The organism is Sulfurimonas sp., from assembly GCF_026988655.1.
In the GTDB taxonomy this organism is placed as follows: Bacteria; Campylobacterota; Campylobacteria; order Campylobacterales; family Sulfurimonadaceae; genus Sulfurimonas.
Genome location: NZ_JALSKT010000027.1, coordinates 1 through 16,817 on the forward strand (window position 1 = coordinate 1; position 16,817 = coordinate 16,817).

Here is a 16,817-nt window from a genome sequence, read left to right on the forward strand (position 1 = left end):
TATTGGCTCTTCAAACGCAGAAAAAAGATATGACAGATATGATAATAAGCGGTGATGAGGGTGGATTAAAACAGCTAAGCAGTGCAGATTTGGAATTTATATTAGGATAAAAGATGAAATTTTTAGAAGTGAGTGAGAAAACTATTCGTTCTTCTGTTGCAGCTTGTACAAAAGTAGAGATTGATGAGTTTGTAAAAGTATTTAAAACACTCTTTAGAGAAGATGAAGAGTTGGCTAAGAGATATTTAAAGTTGCGGAAAAAGGAAGAGTATATTGACTTTTTAACGCATATATTTATAACGCCAAATTTACGAGCAAAGCTCTATGCTTTTTTAGCTAAAGACAAGCATATTGTAGATATTTATAAGCTTTTGGTGTGGGAGCATAAGGTGTTGGATAGAGAGATGTTTGTGCTTACAACAGGGTGTCAAATTGAAAATCATACGCCAAACTATTATTTTAGGCATAAAGTAGAATCATTGGGTGGAAAACTCTCTTTGATTTGTCATAGTATTTATCAAACATATGATACATTTGAAGATATTATCTATATAGAGCATAAAATTCGTTCTTTGTTAAAGTTTATTATTCCTCTTCCTGATGATTATGATATTTTAGATGCAAACCCATCAACAGATGCAATAATGTATAATAATGAAGCGGGTGTGCTTGATTTTATAAAGACAATTTTTCCAATGTTGCAAAACAATCTTGTTGATTTTGGAAAAACAGAAATAAAACCACTTACTAAGACGCTAACGCTACTAAAAAATTCAACTATTTCTGAAGAATTTTACAGTGCTAAAGAGTGCAATACATTAGCAACAGATATGCTCACAAGAAGTTTTTATAACTTTTATAAAAAAAACAAACACTTTAAAACAGAGCCTTACGAAGCACTTTTAGATTTTTATGATGCTTTGATTCAAAACAGATTAGATTTTATGATTTCTCGTATACTATTAGCACATCTTAAAAAGGTTCGTTACGACAGCTATTATCAGTCAGAGAGGCAACTCTTCATGGCTTTGTCGATTGTTATGGATGCAATGAGAGATAAAGAATTTGTCAGTGTTGAAAATATTTTGAATTTTTTTAAATACAGAGATATTGAAGTGCATATAGACTCTCTTCATAAAGAGCGTGAATATATAATAAATTGTGATATAAGTGAACAAGAGAGCAATACCCTTTCTGTTAGAGAGTATCATTATACAGAGCTTATGTTTGAACCAATGATAAAAGGTGGTCTCTTTTATTATGCTGCTTTAGGGGTTGTAGAAATTATTTACAAAGAACCAAAATCTCCTTATAAAATAACAGTAAAAGGCAAGAAATACCTCACTTGTTTTGATAGTATCGAGTATGTAAAGCTTACATCACTCGGTAGGTATATTTTTGGAATTGAAAAAAAATATGATTATATACCGCAACAAATAAAAAAACAAAAAGATATAATTTTTGATACCTTTAAGCCTATAATAACAGTAGATAAAAGTGATGTTGTTACATCTGCAAAGCTTGATTCTTTTTGTGATAAGCTGACAAATGAAAAGTATCAGCTTTCGTATAGTAAACTTTTTAAAGATGTAAAGAGTAAAAAGGGATTGGAATTAAAAATAGAAAGCTTTTATAAAACGATAGAGCCAAATCCACCACAGGTTTTTAAAGATTTTTTTGATGAGGTACTGCAAAATGCAAATCAGCTTAAAAAAGAGACAAAACTGGTGGTGCTGTCATTGCAAAATAATCCTAAACTTTTAAATCTATTTATGCAAAATAAAAAAATTCAGCAATTGATAACAAAAGCACAGGGATATAAAATAGTAATAGAAAAAGAGAATGTAGTAAAACTTACAAAACTCATTAAAGATAATGGCTTTTTTGTGGAATTTTAGGAGGATATTATGAACAAACAAGATTTTAACGAAGGACTTTTAGGCTTTTTAGATGCTTCGCCTACACCTTTTCATGCGACACAAAATATGGCGATGATGTTTGAAAATGCAGGTTTTATAAAACTTGAAGAAGTAGATAAATGGCAACTTCAAAAGGGTCAAAAATATTATGTATCGCGGAATGATTCTTCCATTATTGCCTTTACTTACCCTGAAGCAATCAACTACACAATGATAGGTGCACACACTGATTCACCAAATCTAAAACTCAAACCAAACGCAGTCATAAAAGAGCATGGCGTTGTGAAGTTTGGTGTTGAACCCTATGGTGGATTACTTTTAAATCCCTGGTTTGATAGAGATCTCTCTTTGGCAGGACGTGTGAGCTATCTAAACGCAGCTGATGAGATACAAGAGACACTTATCAATGTACAAAAACCTTTAGCTATCATTCCTTCTCTTGCTATTCATTTAGATGATAAAGCAAATAAAGAAAGAACTGTCAACAAACAAACAGATGTTTGTCCTATATTATCAACAAATGAAGAGTTTAATTTTGATGATTTTATAGGGTGGCAACTGGCAAAAAATGAGATTAATGATGTCAAAGAAATTTATGCTAGTGAATTAAGCTTTTACAATACGCAAAAAGCTTCATATGTAGGTTTAAGAGATGATTTTATCGCAAGTGCACGACTTGATAACTTGCTGAGTTGTTATGTAGGAATGCTTAGCATATGTAGTGTGGATGTAGATAAACCTATGCTTTTTGTTGCAAGTGATCATGAAGAGGTTGGAAGTGAATCTGTAAGCGGAGCAGCTGGAAGTTTCTTGGAAAATACACTGCGTAGAATGTTCGTTGATTATGATGAGTATATGCAAATGACACGAAGTTCACTTATGATTAGTGCTGATAATGCTCATGCCATTCATCCAAATTATCCTGCAAAACATGATGCTAAGCATGCACCACATATCAATGCCGGTGTCGTTATAAAAGTAAATGCAAATCAAAGATATGCCTCTAATTCTAAAACAATTTCAAAGTTTATGCATACAGCTTCAAAGCTTGACGTAACTTTGCAAAATTTTGTAACAAGGAGTGATATGGGTTGTGGCTCTACTATAGGACCTATTACGGCTACAAGACTTGGAATTGATACTATAGATGTAGGATTGCCAACTTGGGCAATGCACTCTATACGTGAACTCGCTGGAACTGATGATGCGCATGATCTATATAAGATATTGGTAGCGATATAATGACAACGATAACGCCAGAGGAACTCAATGTCTTAATTGAACAGACGTATAAAGTAGAAAACGAGTTTAATGAGCTAAAAGCCTCTTATGCCCATCTACAAGATACTGTTGAAAAAGTGGTTGAGTTTTTACCAAACGCAGTGTGGATAGTCAATAGTGACAACACAATTTTTTTACAAAATTCGCATGCAAGAAAATTGTGGGAACTTTTAAAACTTTTAGAATATCGCAATGATGATTATGAGATAAAGTTCAAATCACGTTCTTACCTTATAAAAAGCTCTACATATAAAGATAAGATAATGCTCAGTGCAACAGATATTACAGAGCAAAAACGTAAAGAAAATTTGGCAACTATGGGGCAAATGGCAGCACACCTTTCTCATGAAATACGAAATCCTATTGGGGCAATTTCACTTATGAGTTCTACACTCAAAAAAAGAGTTATCCCTGAAAATATTTCAATCGTTGAAGAGATACAAAAATCAGTCTATCGAATAGAGAGAATTATAAAATCTACACTTATGTTTTCCAAAGGTGTTGAAGTGAAAAAAAGGGCTTTTCAGTGGAGTGAACTCAAAGAAGCCTTAGATATGTCCATAGAATATTATGGCTTTACAAAAGAGATTGAATTTTTATTTCCCCAAGATGATTTTACTCTTATGGGAGATAAAGATTTACTTGAAATGTTGTTTTCAAATTTCATTACAAATGCAATAGACGCCATAGAATCTGATGAAAATGAAGATGGAATAGTTAAAATACTCTATAAAAATGATGGAGATTTTCATATATTTGAAATATATGACACCGGTGTTGCCATTGAGGATAAAAAAGATTTATTTGAAGCTTTTAAAAGTACGAAAATAAAGGGTAATGGACTTGGCTTGGTTTTATCTAGACAAATCGCTGAAGCACATGCTGGAAGTGTTAAGTTGTGTAATAATTTAGACAAATGTTTTGAATTGAAATTGCCAATATTATAAGTTATAGTTATAATTTTAGTTTTTATATTTGATTTATCACATTCTAATTATGTATAAGTATTACTAATGTTGTAAATATGCTTATATTTGCTTTATTTGCCATTCGTTTAATATTCACTTAAATAACAAAATGTGATAATCCACTTGAATTTTATACAAGGGAGTAAGAGACTATGAAGAAAAACATATTAGTTTCATTAGCTGCATCTGCTGCGTTTATGACAATGACCGCAACAACTGCAATGGCGTATGACAAAAATCCGCCATTTAAGCTAGATAAGTTGACACCGTACGTGACTACGGATGAAGAAGGTAAAACTGTTCGCGGTTTTGAGCCTAAGAATGATTACAATGTATTTGTAAACTACGAATTAGGTATGCATTGTGTTGGTTTTAGTATGGATTACTGTTGTGTAATTCCTCCATACAACTCAATCCAAGCGCAAGCTATTAAAGGTGGAAAAGAGGGAATGCTTCCTAAGCTTCTTTCTCCAAATGATGATGTGAAACTTTACTATTATACAAGAGACAACTCTTATAGTGAAGGGAACAAAATGAGATACTTTAATGTTCCTAAAGATGTTGATGGTGATGGTCACTTTGACTCACCAAATGACAGTGTTGCCAATTATGTTTGGAGTCACCTTTTTATATATAAAGACCTTGAAGGTACAAAACCTAAAGGTGCAACAGATAAAGATCGTTTAAGAGTAGGTAGAGATTTACCGATCAAAATCGATTGTGGACCAACAAACATGCCTATCTCAGGTGGTTATCTTGAGTATGCTGGTAAGCATGGTGGTAACATTGTATTTTCTGATACTTTAGTTCCTGCTGTTAAAGATGTTAAGCTCGTTCTTACTGCTTCTTATTTATGGGATGCACTTGGTTTACCACTAACTGCGTTTAATGATAGTAGAAGAAAAGGAACTATCCGTAGTGTAACAGAAACAGACTTTCAACCTTTCCAATACTCAACTGTAGAATTACATGACCGTAGCGGTAAAGCAAAACATACAACTGATGGTAAAACTGTCTCTTACTTTGGTACAAATCCTGTAGATATTCCTAACTGTTACTCTTGTCACTCAAGAAACGGTAAAGCTGCACAAATGGCTAGAGATGAAGGTCTTCATTTAAGTGATAAAGAGTACAATTATTGGAAATCATATCCAGATGAAAGTGAATATATGGCTAGACTTGCAGAGGGTTCTATCAATATTCTTTCTTTACATGATGCACATCATGGAACGCAATTCTTAAAAGATTTTAAAGAAGATGCTTCATCAAACAGACTTGGTAAAGTTGGTCTTGTAAACTGTACTGACTGTCATGGTGACAATGTCTCTGGTAACTTAAAAGAGCCTAGAGCAACTGCTTCTGGTTATAAAGCTGTTCATGCAAAACCTTTAAGTGAAGCAATTCATGGTTTCCACCTTGGTATGGTTCCAATGCCTGATGGTGCTGGTAGAAGTCAAGCGTGTCAAGCATGTCACCCAACACACTTCCAAAATTCTAATATGAATGATGACTCAAATCCATTCCGTGTAACGGACAGATATGGTGAAGGTAGATTCTCTAAAGGTGACATTAGAACATCTGGTGGTGGATGTTATGTACGTCGTGATGCACACTCTAACCCAAATGCTAAACCTCCATTTTTCTTAAACAATTATGGTAAATGGCAATATAAAAATGTTTCAACTAAAGATGAACATGGTAAACCTACTAAAGAGCTAAGAGGTCTTTACTGTACAAACTGTCATACAAAAGTTGCTCAAGGTTTCCAAAACTATGACAATATTATCCATGATAGTACACAAGAAGGTAAAAGTTTAAGAAATAAATCACTTAAAGAGATGATTAAAGTTATTGCTGGTGGAGATAGTAAAAGATTTGCTGCTTTAGCTGACCCTAAATCTACTGGTGACAATGAAGTGTTGATGTATTACCTAGATCACAAATCACCAACTTTAGTGAAAAATGTTGGTAAAAAAGGCAAACTAGACCTTAAACCATGGAATCACCCTACAGGTGGAGAAGTACCGTATGCTGCTGCATCTGGTGGTAATGACTGGTGGTTATCTGCTAGTGAGCCTCATTGTGCGGATTGTCATTTAGCTCCATTTGTTGAGAGTGAAACTGGTGGAAAATATTTCCCAATTGATTTACCAAACAAATACTCTTTGTTTAGATATTCAAAAGCGCATGGAAACATAGCTTGTCAATCTTGTCATGAGTCAACTCATGGTCTCTATTCAACTAGATATGATGGTAAAGAACGTTCAGTTGATGTTACAACACACCAACAAGCACTTCAATATTCTCCAGATGGAAAATATACTGGTCCTGTTACTTGTGCTACTTGTCATACTGTAAATGAAAAAGGTGTTCCTTTACAACTTAAAGACACTAAATATGCTAATGACTACTGGGCTGCTGTTACTTTAGCTCACTTTATGAGAGATGGTGATCAAAAACTATCTGTAGAAGGATTAGTGAAAAAATATCCGTATAAAAAATCTGCTGATATTGTTACAAAAGGGTGGAAATAATATTTCCCTCTTCTTTACTCCCTAGTAATAGGGAGTAAGTTTATTTTACTAAAAGTATATTTGAGTATATTTTTATTAGAATAACTTCACAATTAAAAAATCAAAGTACAATTTAAGGACTAAATTTTATGAATAAATATTTAAACACACTATTGTTGGCTTCATGCCTTACTTCAACACTCTCTGCACAATTTGTGAAGACATACTTTGACAAGGAAAAAACAGAACTAAAAGCTGAAACAAATTATGTTGATGAGACATATAGTGAGATCTCCGATGGAGTTAAAAGCGGTATAGAAAAAGTCTATTATGAAATTGGTACAGTGGCTAATGTTGTCAACTATGTTGATGGTCAACGTGATGGCTTAATGACTTGGTACGACAAAGAAGGCAATAAACTTTCAGAACTAATGTATAAAAATGGCAAGCTACATGGTAAGGAAACTTCTTATTATACGAATGGTGCTATAAAGCATACTGTTACATATATAGATGATAAAAAAGAAGGCTATCAAAAAGAATACTATGATAATGGTGTACTTGCTTTAGAAGTTCTTTATGTCAATGGCAAAAAAGAAGGCAAACAAAAAGAGTACTCATACGATGGTAAACTTTACAGTGAAGTGAACTATAAAAACAACTATAAAGAGGGTGAGCAAAAATGGTATGACAAAAAAGGGAAGGTTACTAAAACTGAACTTTTTAAACACGATAGACCTGTAAATGTTATGAAAGTTATTCAAGCACAAAGTAATGAGCCTGCTGTCGTCATCAAGAATATAGATTTTTCTCCTAAAAAACCTCAATAAACACCTATTCTTTGGGTGTTATATACCCTTTGTTATCTTATTTTTACTATAATATTTTTTTTAAAAGGAATACTATGAAAACACTCTTGTCTATACTTGGCTCGATGAAAACTATGGTCATTTTAATGCTTATATTTGCATTTTCTGTTGGATATGCAACCATAGTAGAAAATGACTTTGGAACTATGACTGCCAAAGCTGAGATTTATAATGCTCGTTGGTTTGAAATTTTGTTAGGCTTCTTGGCCCTAAATCTTATTTTGAATATATCAAAATATAAAATGTACACGCTGAAAAAAGCTCCAATATTTATCTTTCATGTTGCATTTTTAGTTATTTTAATTGGTGCAGCAATTACAAGATATTTTGGTTTTGAAGGTACTATGCACATTAGAGAAGGGATGACAGCTTCTTCAATACTAAGTGCAGATACTTATTTTACAGTGAATGCAAGCTATCAAGATGAAAATGCTACTGTAAGTAAGATTACTTATTTATCAAAACGTTCAAAAAATGATCTCGAAGCAGAGTTCAAACTAAAAGATAAAAAAGTAGATGTAAAACTTGTAGAGTATATTCCTGATGCAATTGAAACTATCGTTGAAGATTCTAAAGGAAGTGCTATAGCAAACTTAATGATTACTGGTGGTGGTCAAGGAAAACCTGTAGCGCTAAAAGAAGGTCACTATTATGATGCTGAAACTTTTGTGCTTGATTTTAATTCTGGCGAGCATTTCGATAAACCGGTAATATCAATTTTTATGTTAGATGGTAAACCATATATGAAACATGATATGAAGTTGTCGTATTTTAGAATGGCTGACCGTGCAAAAGGTGACCTCAGTGCAAATGAGCAAGAAGTTTTTAACACAAGAGTTCTTTATAGTACAGATTTAGGTAGTTTTGTGCTTCGTAAATTTATTCCTCATGCTTCAAAAAAAATCATAAGTGATCCAAAAGCAAAAGCAAAGGCTGCTGGATTAAATGTATTGCGTTTTAAAGTTGATGTGAATGGTAAAACTGAAAAAGTTTTAGTGTATGGTAGAAAAGGTATGGAAGGGAAGCCTGAGCATGTTACTATAGATGGTGTAGATGTTTATGTATCTTTTGGTTCTAAAGAGATTCCAATACCATTTAAAATCAAGCTTTTAGACTTTCAGCTCGATCGTTATCCTGGTTCTATGAGTCCTGCATCTTATGCAAGTGAAGTTGAACTTATTGATGAAGAAGAAGGAATTCATATGCCATATAGAATATATATGAACCATATTTTAGAACATCGTCACTATAGATTTTTTCAAGCATCGTATGATAGAGATGAAAAAGGAACAGTATTGTCAGTTAATCATGATCCGGGAACACTTCCTACATATGTTGGGTACTTTTTATTAGCACTTGGATTATGGTGGGCTGTATTTAAAAAAGGCGGAAGATTTTCAAAGTTAGCCGCTAAAGCAAAAAAAGCAAGTGAAGCGAAGTTGGCTCCAGCTTTACTAGCATTTGGATTAATGTTAAGTCTTACTCCTGCACACGCAGATGAGATTGATCCTGCTGTAAAAACGATATTGTCTTTTGACAAAGAACATACACAAAAGTTTGGTGAGTTGATCGTTCAAGATACTAAGGGACGTATGAAACCAGTAGATACATTAGCTACTGAAATTTTGGCAAAAATTCATAGAAGTGCTGACTTGAAAATTGGCAAAGAGAGTTTAGATGCAAATCAAGTCATATTGGGAATGATGATTCGTCCTGATATTTATAAAAATGTAAAACTGATTCGTACAGGCGATGAGAAAATAAACAAACGTATCGGTGTGCAAACCGATGCAAAATATGTTTCGTTTGGTCAGTTCTTTCAAGACCCTGAGGGTATGCGTGGGTATAAACTAGCCGAACTTGTAGATGCCGCATCTAGAAAAGCACCTAAAGACAGAAACAAACTTGATAAAGCTGCTTTAAAAGTGGATGAAAAAGTTAATGTTGTTTATATGGTTTTTACAGGTTCGCTTATGAAAATTTGGCCTGTGCCAAACGATGCAAACAACAAATGGCTTGCAACAATTGATTCGCTTGAGAAATTGCCTGCAGATAAAGCTAATATAGTTAAAGAAGCTGCTATAAATTATTTTACAGCTGTAGATGATGCTTTACAAAATGATGATTGGTCGTCAAGCAATACTGCTTTAGCTAAAATAGCAGAGTATCAACACAAGTATGGTGCAGCTGTTTACCCAAGTGAAGGGAAAATAAAAGCAGAGATTTTTTATAACCATTCAAATGTATTTGAAATTTTATGGCCTTTATATTTTGTTATGGGGTTTGTTCTTTTGATTTTGAGTTTTATTCAAATTGTTAAACCAAAGTTTAAAATGAAATTGATTACAAAAACTTCTTTGGGGTTGTTGATTTTATTTTTCATTGCACATACTATAGGTTTGGCTCTACGTTGGTACATCTCGGGTCATGCACCTTGGTCAAATGGATTTGAATCTATGACTTATATCGCTTGGGCAACTGTATTGGCAGGATTTATCTTCTCAAAACGTTCACCAATAACTTTGGCAGCAACATCAATTCTTGCTGGTCTTATTCTTTTTGTAGCACATTTAAGTTGGATGAATCCTCAAGTAACAAACCTTGTTCCCGTGTTAAACTCTTACTGGTTAAGTATTCACGTTTCTATGATTACAGCTAGTTATGGTTTCTTAGGACTTGGCGCTTTACTTGGTTTTATTACTCTGATTTTGTATATCATTGCAAATGAAACAAATAAAAAGCAAATCTCTCTTTCTATTATAGAGCTCAATGCTATTAATGAAATGAGTTTAATGATAGGACTTATTCTTTTAACTGTAGGAAACTTTCTAGGTGGTGTTTGGGCTAATGAGTCATGGGGTAGATACTGGGGCTGGGATCCAAAAGAGACTTGGGCACTTGTAACTATCTTAGTGTATGCAGTAGTAATTCACTTGAGATTTATCAAGTCAATATACAATGAATTTAATTATAGTGTTATCTCTTTGCTAGCATTTACTTCTGTCCTTATGACATACTTTGGAGTGAACTATTATCTTGCGGGTATGCATTCGTATGCAAAAGGTGATCCTGTTCCTATTCCAGATTTTGTACCAGTGACATATGCGATTGTATTTGTCATCATTACACTGGCATTTAGAAACAGAAAGATAGCATAAGGAAGTGAGGTGGAGTTTCAAGGTTTTTCTAAAAAGGTGTTTCCCTTTTTAAGCTCCATCCGTCAAAACAATAACAAAGAGTGGTTCAGTGCTCATAAACTAGAGTATGAATCACTTATCTTACATCCATCTCGTGCCTTTGTTGTCGAGATGGGTGAACATCTTCAAGCATTAGAACCTTCCATAAACGCAGTACCAAAGATCAATAAATCTCTTTATAGAATATATCGTGATACACGAAGGATGGGTGCAAATAAAGAACCGATTAAATCACGTATAGGTGTTATTTTTTGGCAAGGCAGTGGCAAAAGAATGCAAAGTTCTGCTTTTTATATGCATTTTTCACCAGATGAACTTTATGTAGCTGTTGGCGTACGATGGTTTGAAAAACCAATGCTTGATGCCTTTAGAGAAACCATAAAAAGTGATGCTAAACGCAGTGAACTAGCACAAATCCTAAAGGATATAAAAGCAAAAGATAAAGAGTATAGATATCTTGAAAAAGGATATAAACGTTATCCAAAAGGTTTTAGAGCTGATATGAAAGAGGCTGATTTGAGTTTGTACAAGGGAATGGCTACATTTAAAATGCTTGATCCTCATCTTATTGAAGATGGAGAAAAACTTATAGATACTTTGTATAAAATTTATGAAGATATGCTTCCTCTGCAGCGTTTTATGTATGAAGTGAGTTTGAGAATTAAAGATGAGTAATATATTTGATTTTGAGCTGCCAAAACTTGATAGTGAAAACTTCACTACACTCTTACAAGATAAAAATGTAGAAATTAAAACCATAGTGAGCAATACTCTCAAAACACCACAAACATTTAAGCAAGATAAGGACGAATGGGTAGTTGTTTTAAAAGGTTGTGCAAAATTAGAAATAAATGGTATAGTACACAAATTAAAAGCAGGTGATAGTTTGTTTATCCCTGCGCAAACGCAGCATATTTTGCAAAAGACAAAAAAAGTTGTCGTTTGGCTTGCTGTATATATTAAATAGGAAGAAAATTGAAAAAAGAGGCTATCGTTTTACTCAATATGGGTGGACCAAACAATCTTAATGAAGTAGAGATGTTTTTGAAAAATATGTTTGCTGATAAAAATATTTTGACGATGAAAAGTGGGCTGGTTAGAAAAATGGTTGGGGGATTGATAGTCTTTAACCGTGCAGAATCTTCACAAGAGATTTACAGACAATTAGGTGGAAAATCTCCATTGGTTGGTCATACAAAAAGTCTTGTAGAAAAACTTAAAAATAAGCTTGGTGAAAATGTTATTGTTGATTTTGCTATGCGTTATACGCCGCCTTTTGCTTGTGAAGTTATTGAGCGTTTAGAAAATGAAGATGTAGATAAGATTTTTCTTATTCCTTTATATCCCCAGTATTCAACAACTACGACAAAATCATCTTTAGAAGATTTTGAAGAGTGTTATCACAACAGTAAGGGCGATGCTCTTTTAGTGGAAATAAAACACTTTTTTGAAAACACACGCTACAATCAAGCTATTATTGAAAATATTAAAAAAACAGTTGGTGATGATGATTATTGTGATTTTGACATCATTTTTTCGGCACATGGCTTGCCCCAAAAGATTGTTGATGCCGGAGATGTATATGAAAAGCATGTTAATCGTCATGTAGAAATTTTAAAAGAGATGATGCAAAATGAAGATATGGCATTTCATAATGTGCATTTGGCATATCAGTCAAAAGTAGGACCACTCAAATGGCTCACTCCTTCATTAGAAGATAAACTTAAAACGGTTAGAAATAGAGGTGTGATTATCTTCCCTATAGCCTTTACTATAGATAACTCGGAAACTGATTTTGAGTTAGATGTTGAATATAGAGAGATAGCTGGGAAGTTAGGCTTTGAAGACTATAGAGTTAGTAAATGTCCAAATGATAGTGATCTCTTTGCTGATGCTTTGATAGAAATATATGAGAAGATGAAGTAATGCAAAAAATAGTTATATTTGACATGGATGGAACCCTAATAGACTCAAAAAAAGATATAACTATATCTGTTAATTATGTAAGAGAAGTAAATCACAACCTCCCTCCTTTGAGTGAAGAGTTTATAGTCGATGCTATTAATAAAGAACACAGAAATCTTCCTAAACTTTTTTATGGCACAGAGACCTATGAAGATAGGGATAAAGAGATCTTTGAAAAACATTATAAGGAGCAGTGCATACAAAATCCCTATCTCTATGACGGTGTTTTGGAAGTTTTGCAAACATTACAAAAACACAATGTTAAAATGTCAGTAGCGACAAATGCTCCAACGCTTTTTGCTAAGACAATGTTAAAGCATCTGCAAGTTGCAGAGATGTTTGATGTTATTATTGGTGCAGATAAGGTAAAAGTTTCTAAACCACATCCTGAGATGATTCATAAAATTCTCTCCTTTTATAACTTTGATAAAACTACTACAAAGGCTTGGATGGTAGGTGACAACTCAAAGGATATGGAGAGTGCAATAAATGCAGGTATTGATGCCATTTTCGCTGCATGGGGCTTCTCCGCACATGGTACACATCACACCGTTGTTAAATCACCAAAAGAGATTTTAGATATCGTTTTATAAAAAATTATGATAAAATATCCTTACTTTAAGGATATTACAATGTTTGATACAGATTTACTGATAGCTTTTGGATTGATGGCTGTGTTGTTTTTAAGACAGATAGTAATATTAAAACAACCAAACAAAATTAATTATGCTCCTTTAATGATAGGTGTTGGTGCATTGAGTAGTATTGTGCATTTTATGTTACATCCTGATGTAAATGACATCCTACTTATTCTTCGTGAGTCTTTTTTTCCTCTTCTTGTTGCTCTAATTTTATATATTATTATGAATATTTTGCATCAAACGCAGCAATCCATGATAGCTAAGACACAAAATGAATTTGGACAAATTTTGGTTCAAGAGATTAATGAACTTAAAAAGTTTATACTTGAACTTGAAAACCGTATGGCGAATTCTCAAGCGGAGAATATAAAAACGCAAGAAGAGATCCGTCACAAGTTTATTGATGATATAAAAGCACTTGATACTATCAAAGATAATCAGGCAGAATTTTTAGATAAATTTAATGAACTTGAAGCATGGCATAATGATGTTAATGATGCTTTTAAATACTTTAGTGAAACGCAGCTCCCAGAACTTGATGATGTGGTTCATAAACATATTGATATTTTAAGAATTTCAGAGCAAGATCATTACAACAAGCTGCAAGATTTACTCAAAAAAGCACTTGAAAATAGAGTGGACATCACAGAAGATGTCAAAGAAGTAAAAGAAAAACTTGAAGCTATACATCAGCTTTCAGATAAGATAGCCTCTTCTATCATTAAAAAAACTGTTGAGAATATTTCAGTAATATCAAAAGCTTTGGAAAATGAAATATTACTCTTAAAATCAAATACAGCTACTATAAGTACTTCACTCAGCGAAAATGAAACTACAATGCAAAATATAAAATCGCAAAGCGAAATGATAATGAAGCAGATGATTTTATCCTCAAAAAAGATGGATGAACTTGAAAAGAAAAATAGTGGATTGAGTGATGTGTTTCATCAGGCAAAATCTTTACTCGATGAAGTAGAATCTGTCAAATCTGACTATGTAAAATCGCAATCTCAATTAAATTCAATTGCAAATAGTTTCCAAGAGGGGAGTGCAGAGCAGTATAAAAGCATAAAAGAGAGTTTAGATGAACATGCTAAAGAACTCTCCGAAAAGATTGACAGTTCACTCAAAGAGCTACATAAACATTACCATATAGTAGGTGAAGATATTACGAAAAATGCAAATCTTCTTGCTAAAAAAGCACAGGTCCAAAAAGGTTACACGGAATTGGATAAATAAACCACATTATAATAATTATCACATAAATATCAAAAAAATTAGCTTTATTTATAAGAAAAACTGTATAATTACACAAATAATATTTTATTATAAGGACACCTTATGAAGAGAAGAGATTTCTTAAAAACTTCCATTGTAGCTTCTGCTGCAGTGATGGGAACTTCAAGTGTGTTATCTGCAAACGAAACACATCAACCAAACGATAGAAGAAAGGTGTCAAATATGGCCTTTCCTGAAAAAAGACCACTGATTACTTACTCTGACAGACCACCTTTGTTAGAATCACCTCGTTCTACATTTGCACGTGGCATAACTGAGAATGATGAGTTCTTTGTACGATGGCACCTTCCAGATATTCCTACTCATATTGATTTAGATAAGTTTAGTATTAAAATTAATGGTATGGTAAAAAAAGAGCTTGAAGTTACTGTTGCAGAATTGAAAAATGATTTTGAACAGGTGGAAGTGACAGCAGTTGTACAGTGTGGAGGAAACTCACGTTCAGCATTTACTCCTACTCCAGGAGGAGTACAATGGGGAAGTGGTGCTATGGGTTGCGCAAAATGGAAAGGGGTAAGACTCTCCGATTTACTAGAGCGTGCTGGACTTCAAAAAGGTGCTCATTGGATAGGTTTTAACGGTGAAGAAAAAGCAGCTTATTATAAAACTCCTAACTTTGTTCGTGAACTTGAACTCTCAGAACTTGATGATCATGTCATTGTAGCCTATGAGATGAATGGAGAGGATTTACCGTACCTCAATGGCTTTCCACTGCGTTTAATTATTCCTGGATATTACTCTGATAGTTGGGTGAAAATGCTTTCAAACATTACTGTAACAGATAAGTATAAATCTCTTTTCTTTATGGATAAAGCCTATCGTGTACCTGATAATGAAACAGAGGGTGAAACTCCTGATCATCTTGTGAAAAAAACAAAACCTATCACACATATGAATGTAAAATCAGTCATAGGTTATCCAGAAAATGGCATGAAAATCTATCATAATTCTCATATCGTTGTACGAGGCGTTGCATTTGATGGCGGGCATGGTATAGATAAAGTATATGTGTCTGTTGATGGCGGTAAAAGTTGGGATAGAGCAGAACTTAAACGTGAAAATGGTCGTTATGCTTACACTGAGTTTAGATATACATATAAACCAACAAAATATGGAAAATTACAGTTTATGGCTAAAGCAGTAAATTACCTTGGTGATGAGCAACCTTTTGCAAAAGATATACCTTGGAACCGTGGCGGATATAAGTATAACGGGATTGATGAAGTTACCGTAGAAGTGATATAGGGGGAGATGATGAAAAAAATAATATTAATTGCTAGTTTATTAACAGGTTCACTTTTTGCGCAGGTAAAAGGTGATATTGAAGTTCCATACATCTCGTACCAAATCAAAATGGGTAAGGGGTTTGATTCAGTTCAAGCCAACTGTTTAATGTGCCACTCTTTTGGTTATATCCTTAACCAAGGTCCTCAATCTAAATTGTTTTGGGACAAAAAGATAGACAAAATGGTGGAAGAGTTTAAAGCACCAATTACGAAAGAAGATCACAAGATTATTGCTGAGTACTTATTTAAGCATTATGGCAACGGTAAGTTAAAGTAAGCTATACTCTTCCTAATTTTATATTAGGAAAAGTATATGTTTGATTTTAGCAGGATGTCTATCACCAAAAAGGTGCACATTCCTTTAGTACTCTCTATTGTAGTAGGTTTTGTTGTTATTTTAGTTAATTACTATTAAAGATTTAGAAAAACAAGTATATCAAACAGAGTCAAAGACGCTAAAACTCAGTTATAAGCAAGCCATGCAAGCTAAGAAAGATATTGGTCTTACAAATGCTATCAATATTTCACAAAACTACAGTGTTATTCGTTCTTTGTTAGAAAACAATAGAACGATAGCTATTAATGGTTTGAAAACTCTCTCTCAAGATTTTAAAAAATATACAAACTACAGAAAAAACTATTGAAAATACATAATGGATTTACTAAAAGTTTAAAGCTAAAGATGGTCGATGATTATTTAGTAAGTTATAAGAAAAAATGATTATTCAGACCCCAGTATTTTTCATTAAGCCGCAATGCTCATATTTTAAGAGAGCTTAATGGTATCACCCAAAAAGAGAATACTCTTTGGAGTCAAGATATGCATATACTTCTTACAAATATGAATATTGCAGTACATAAGGCTAAAAATAGTGATAA

The 16,817-nt window shown here is 33.3% G+C and carries 14 protein-coding genes; all 14 read left to right on the top strand.

The window, feature by feature from the left end; genetic code table 11:
• The first annotated feature begins 113 nt into the window (after positions 1 to 113).
• The 14 genes from MV052_RS02880 to MV052_RS02945 all read left to right on the top strand — a co-directional run bounded on the left by MV052_RS02880 (position 114) and on the right by MV052_RS02945 (position 16,582).
• The gene (locus tag MV052_RS02880; RefSeq protein ID WP_297440799.1) at positions 114 to 1,898 is read left to right on the top strand and encodes a hypothetical protein; all 1,785 of its coding nucleotides are present in this window, start codon (positions 114 to 116) and stop codon (positions 1,896 to 1,898) included.
• Positions 1,899 to 1,907: 9 nt separating this feature from the next.
• Complete coding sequence (locus MV052_RS02885; protein ID WP_297440801.1) at positions 1,908 to 3,161, top strand: M18 family aminopeptidase; 1,254 nt, start codon at positions 1,908 to 1,910, stop codon at positions 3,159 to 3,161.
• The gene (locus MV052_RS02890; RefSeq protein WP_297440803.1) at positions 3,161 to 4,147 is read left to right on the top strand and encodes a HAMP domain-containing sensor histidine kinase; all 987 of its coding nucleotides are present in this window, start codon (positions 3,161 to 3,163) and stop codon (positions 4,145 to 4,147) included. The genes MV052_RS02885 and MV052_RS02890 overlap by 1 nt, the downstream gene beginning before the upstream one ends.
• A gap of 173 nt (positions 4,148 to 4,320) precedes the next feature.
• Positions 4,321 to 6,702 (top strand): hypothetical protein, encoded by a 2,382-nt coding sequence (locus MV052_RS02895; protein ID WP_297440805.1) that lies wholly within the window; start codon positions 4,321 to 4,323, stop codon positions 6,700 to 6,702.
• 128 nt (positions 6,703 to 6,830) lie between these two features.
• Positions 6,831 to 7,511 carry a toxin-antitoxin system YwqK family antitoxin gene (locus MV052_RS02900; RefSeq protein ID WP_297440807.1) on the top strand — a complete coding sequence of 227 codons (681 nt, stop codon included), beginning with the start codon at positions 6,831 to 6,833 and terminating at the stop codon, positions 7,509 to 7,511.
• A gap of 74 nt (positions 7,512 to 7,585) precedes the next feature.
• Positions 7,586 to 10,708 (top strand): cytochrome c biogenesis protein CcsA, encoded by a 3,123-nt coding sequence (gene ccsA, locus MV052_RS02905; protein WP_297440808.1) that lies wholly within the window; start codon positions 7,586 to 7,588, stop codon positions 10,706 to 10,708.
• A 9-nt stretch (positions 10,709 to 10,717) separates the two neighbouring features.
• Complete coding sequence (locus MV052_RS02910) at positions 10,718 to 11,422, top strand: DUF2461 domain-containing protein (RefSeq protein ID WP_297440810.1); 705 nt, start codon at positions 10,718 to 10,720, stop codon at positions 11,420 to 11,422.
• Positions 11,415 to 11,714, top strand: a complete 300-nt coding sequence (locus tag MV052_RS02915) for a cupin domain-containing protein (protein ID WP_297440813.1) — start codon at positions 11,415 to 11,417, stop codon at positions 11,712 to 11,714. Before MV052_RS02910 ends, MV052_RS02915 begins: the two co-directional genes overlap by 8 nt.
• An 8-nt stretch (positions 11,715 to 11,722) precedes the next feature.
• Positions 11,723 to 12,673, top strand: coding sequence for a ferrochelatase (gene hemH / locus MV052_RS02920; protein ID WP_297440815.1), 951 nt, complete (start codon positions 11,723 to 11,725; stop codon positions 12,671 to 12,673).
• Entirely contained in the window at positions 12,673 to 13,305 is a 633-nt protein-coding gene (locus tag MV052_RS02925) for an HAD family hydrolase (RefSeq protein WP_297440817.1), read from the top strand. The genes hemH and MV052_RS02925 overlap by 1 nt, the downstream gene beginning before the upstream one ends.
• Before the next feature lie 39 nt (positions 13,306 to 13,344).
• Positions 13,345 to 14,592, top strand: coding sequence for a hypothetical protein (locus MV052_RS02930; protein WP_297440819.1), 1,248 nt, complete (start codon positions 13,345 to 13,347; stop codon positions 14,590 to 14,592).
• Positions 14,593 to 14,694: 102 nt separating this feature from the next.
• A complete protein-coding gene (locus MV052_RS02935; RefSeq protein ID WP_297440821.1) occupies positions 14,695 to 15,897 on the top strand; it encodes a molybdopterin-dependent oxidoreductase in 1,203 nt (400 codons plus the stop codon).
• A gap of 9 nt (positions 15,898 to 15,906) precedes the next feature.
• The gene (locus tag MV052_RS02940) at positions 15,907 to 16,215 is read left to right on the top strand and encodes a sulfite:cytochrome C oxidoreductase subunit B (RefSeq protein ID WP_297440823.1); all 309 of its coding nucleotides are present in this window, start codon (positions 15,907 to 15,909) and stop codon (positions 16,213 to 16,215) included.
• A gap of 202 nt (positions 16,216 to 16,417) precedes the next feature.
• Entirely contained in the window at positions 16,418 to 16,582 is a 165-nt protein-coding gene (locus MV052_RS02945; protein ID WP_297440825.1) for a hypothetical protein, read from the top strand.
• Positions 16,583 to 16,817: the final 235 nt, after the last annotated feature.

Coding starts and splice junctions, on each gene's coding strand:
- MV052_RS02900 (WP_297440807.1), top strand. CDS start 6,831: ATGAATAAATATTTAAACACACTATTGTTGGCTTCATGCCTTACTTCA.
- MV052_RS02940 (WP_297440823.1), top strand. CDS start 15,907: ATGAAAAAAATAATATTAATTGCTAGTTTATTAACAGGTTCACTTTTT.
- ccsA (WP_297440808.1), top strand. CDS start 7,586: ATGAAAACACTCTTGTCTATACTTGGCTCGATGAAAACTATGGTCATT.
- MV052_RS02885 (WP_297440801.1), top strand. CDS start 1,908: ATGAACAAACAAGATTTTAACGAAGGACTTTTAGGCTTTTTAGATGCT.
- MV052_RS02890 (WP_297440803.1), top strand. CDS start 3,161: ATGACAACGATAACGCCAGAGGAACTCAATGTCTTAATTGAACAGACG.
- MV052_RS02925 (WP_297440817.1), top strand. CDS start 12,673: ATGCAAAAAATAGTTATATTTGACATGGATGGAACCCTAATAGACTCA.
- MV052_RS02915 (WP_297440813.1), top strand. CDS start 11,415: ATGAGTAATATATTTGATTTTGAGCTGCCAAAACTTGATAGTGAAAAC.
- MV052_RS02930 (WP_297440819.1), top strand. CDS start 13,345: ATGTTTGATACAGATTTACTGATAGCTTTTGGATTGATGGCTGTGTTG.
- MV052_RS02880 (WP_297440799.1), top strand. CDS start 114: ATGAAATTTTTAGAAGTGAGTGAGAAAACTATTCGTTCTTCTGTTGCA.
- MV052_RS02935 (WP_297440821.1), top strand. CDS start 14,695: ATGAAGAGAAGAGATTTCTTAAAAACTTCCATTGTAGCTTCTGCTGCA.
- MV052_RS02895 (WP_297440805.1), top strand. CDS start 4,321: ATGAAGAAAAACATATTAGTTTCATTAGCTGCATCTGCTGCGTTTATG.
- MV052_RS02945 (WP_297440825.1), top strand. CDS start 16,418: ATGCAAGCTAAGAAAGATATTGGTCTTACAAATGCTATCAATATTTCA.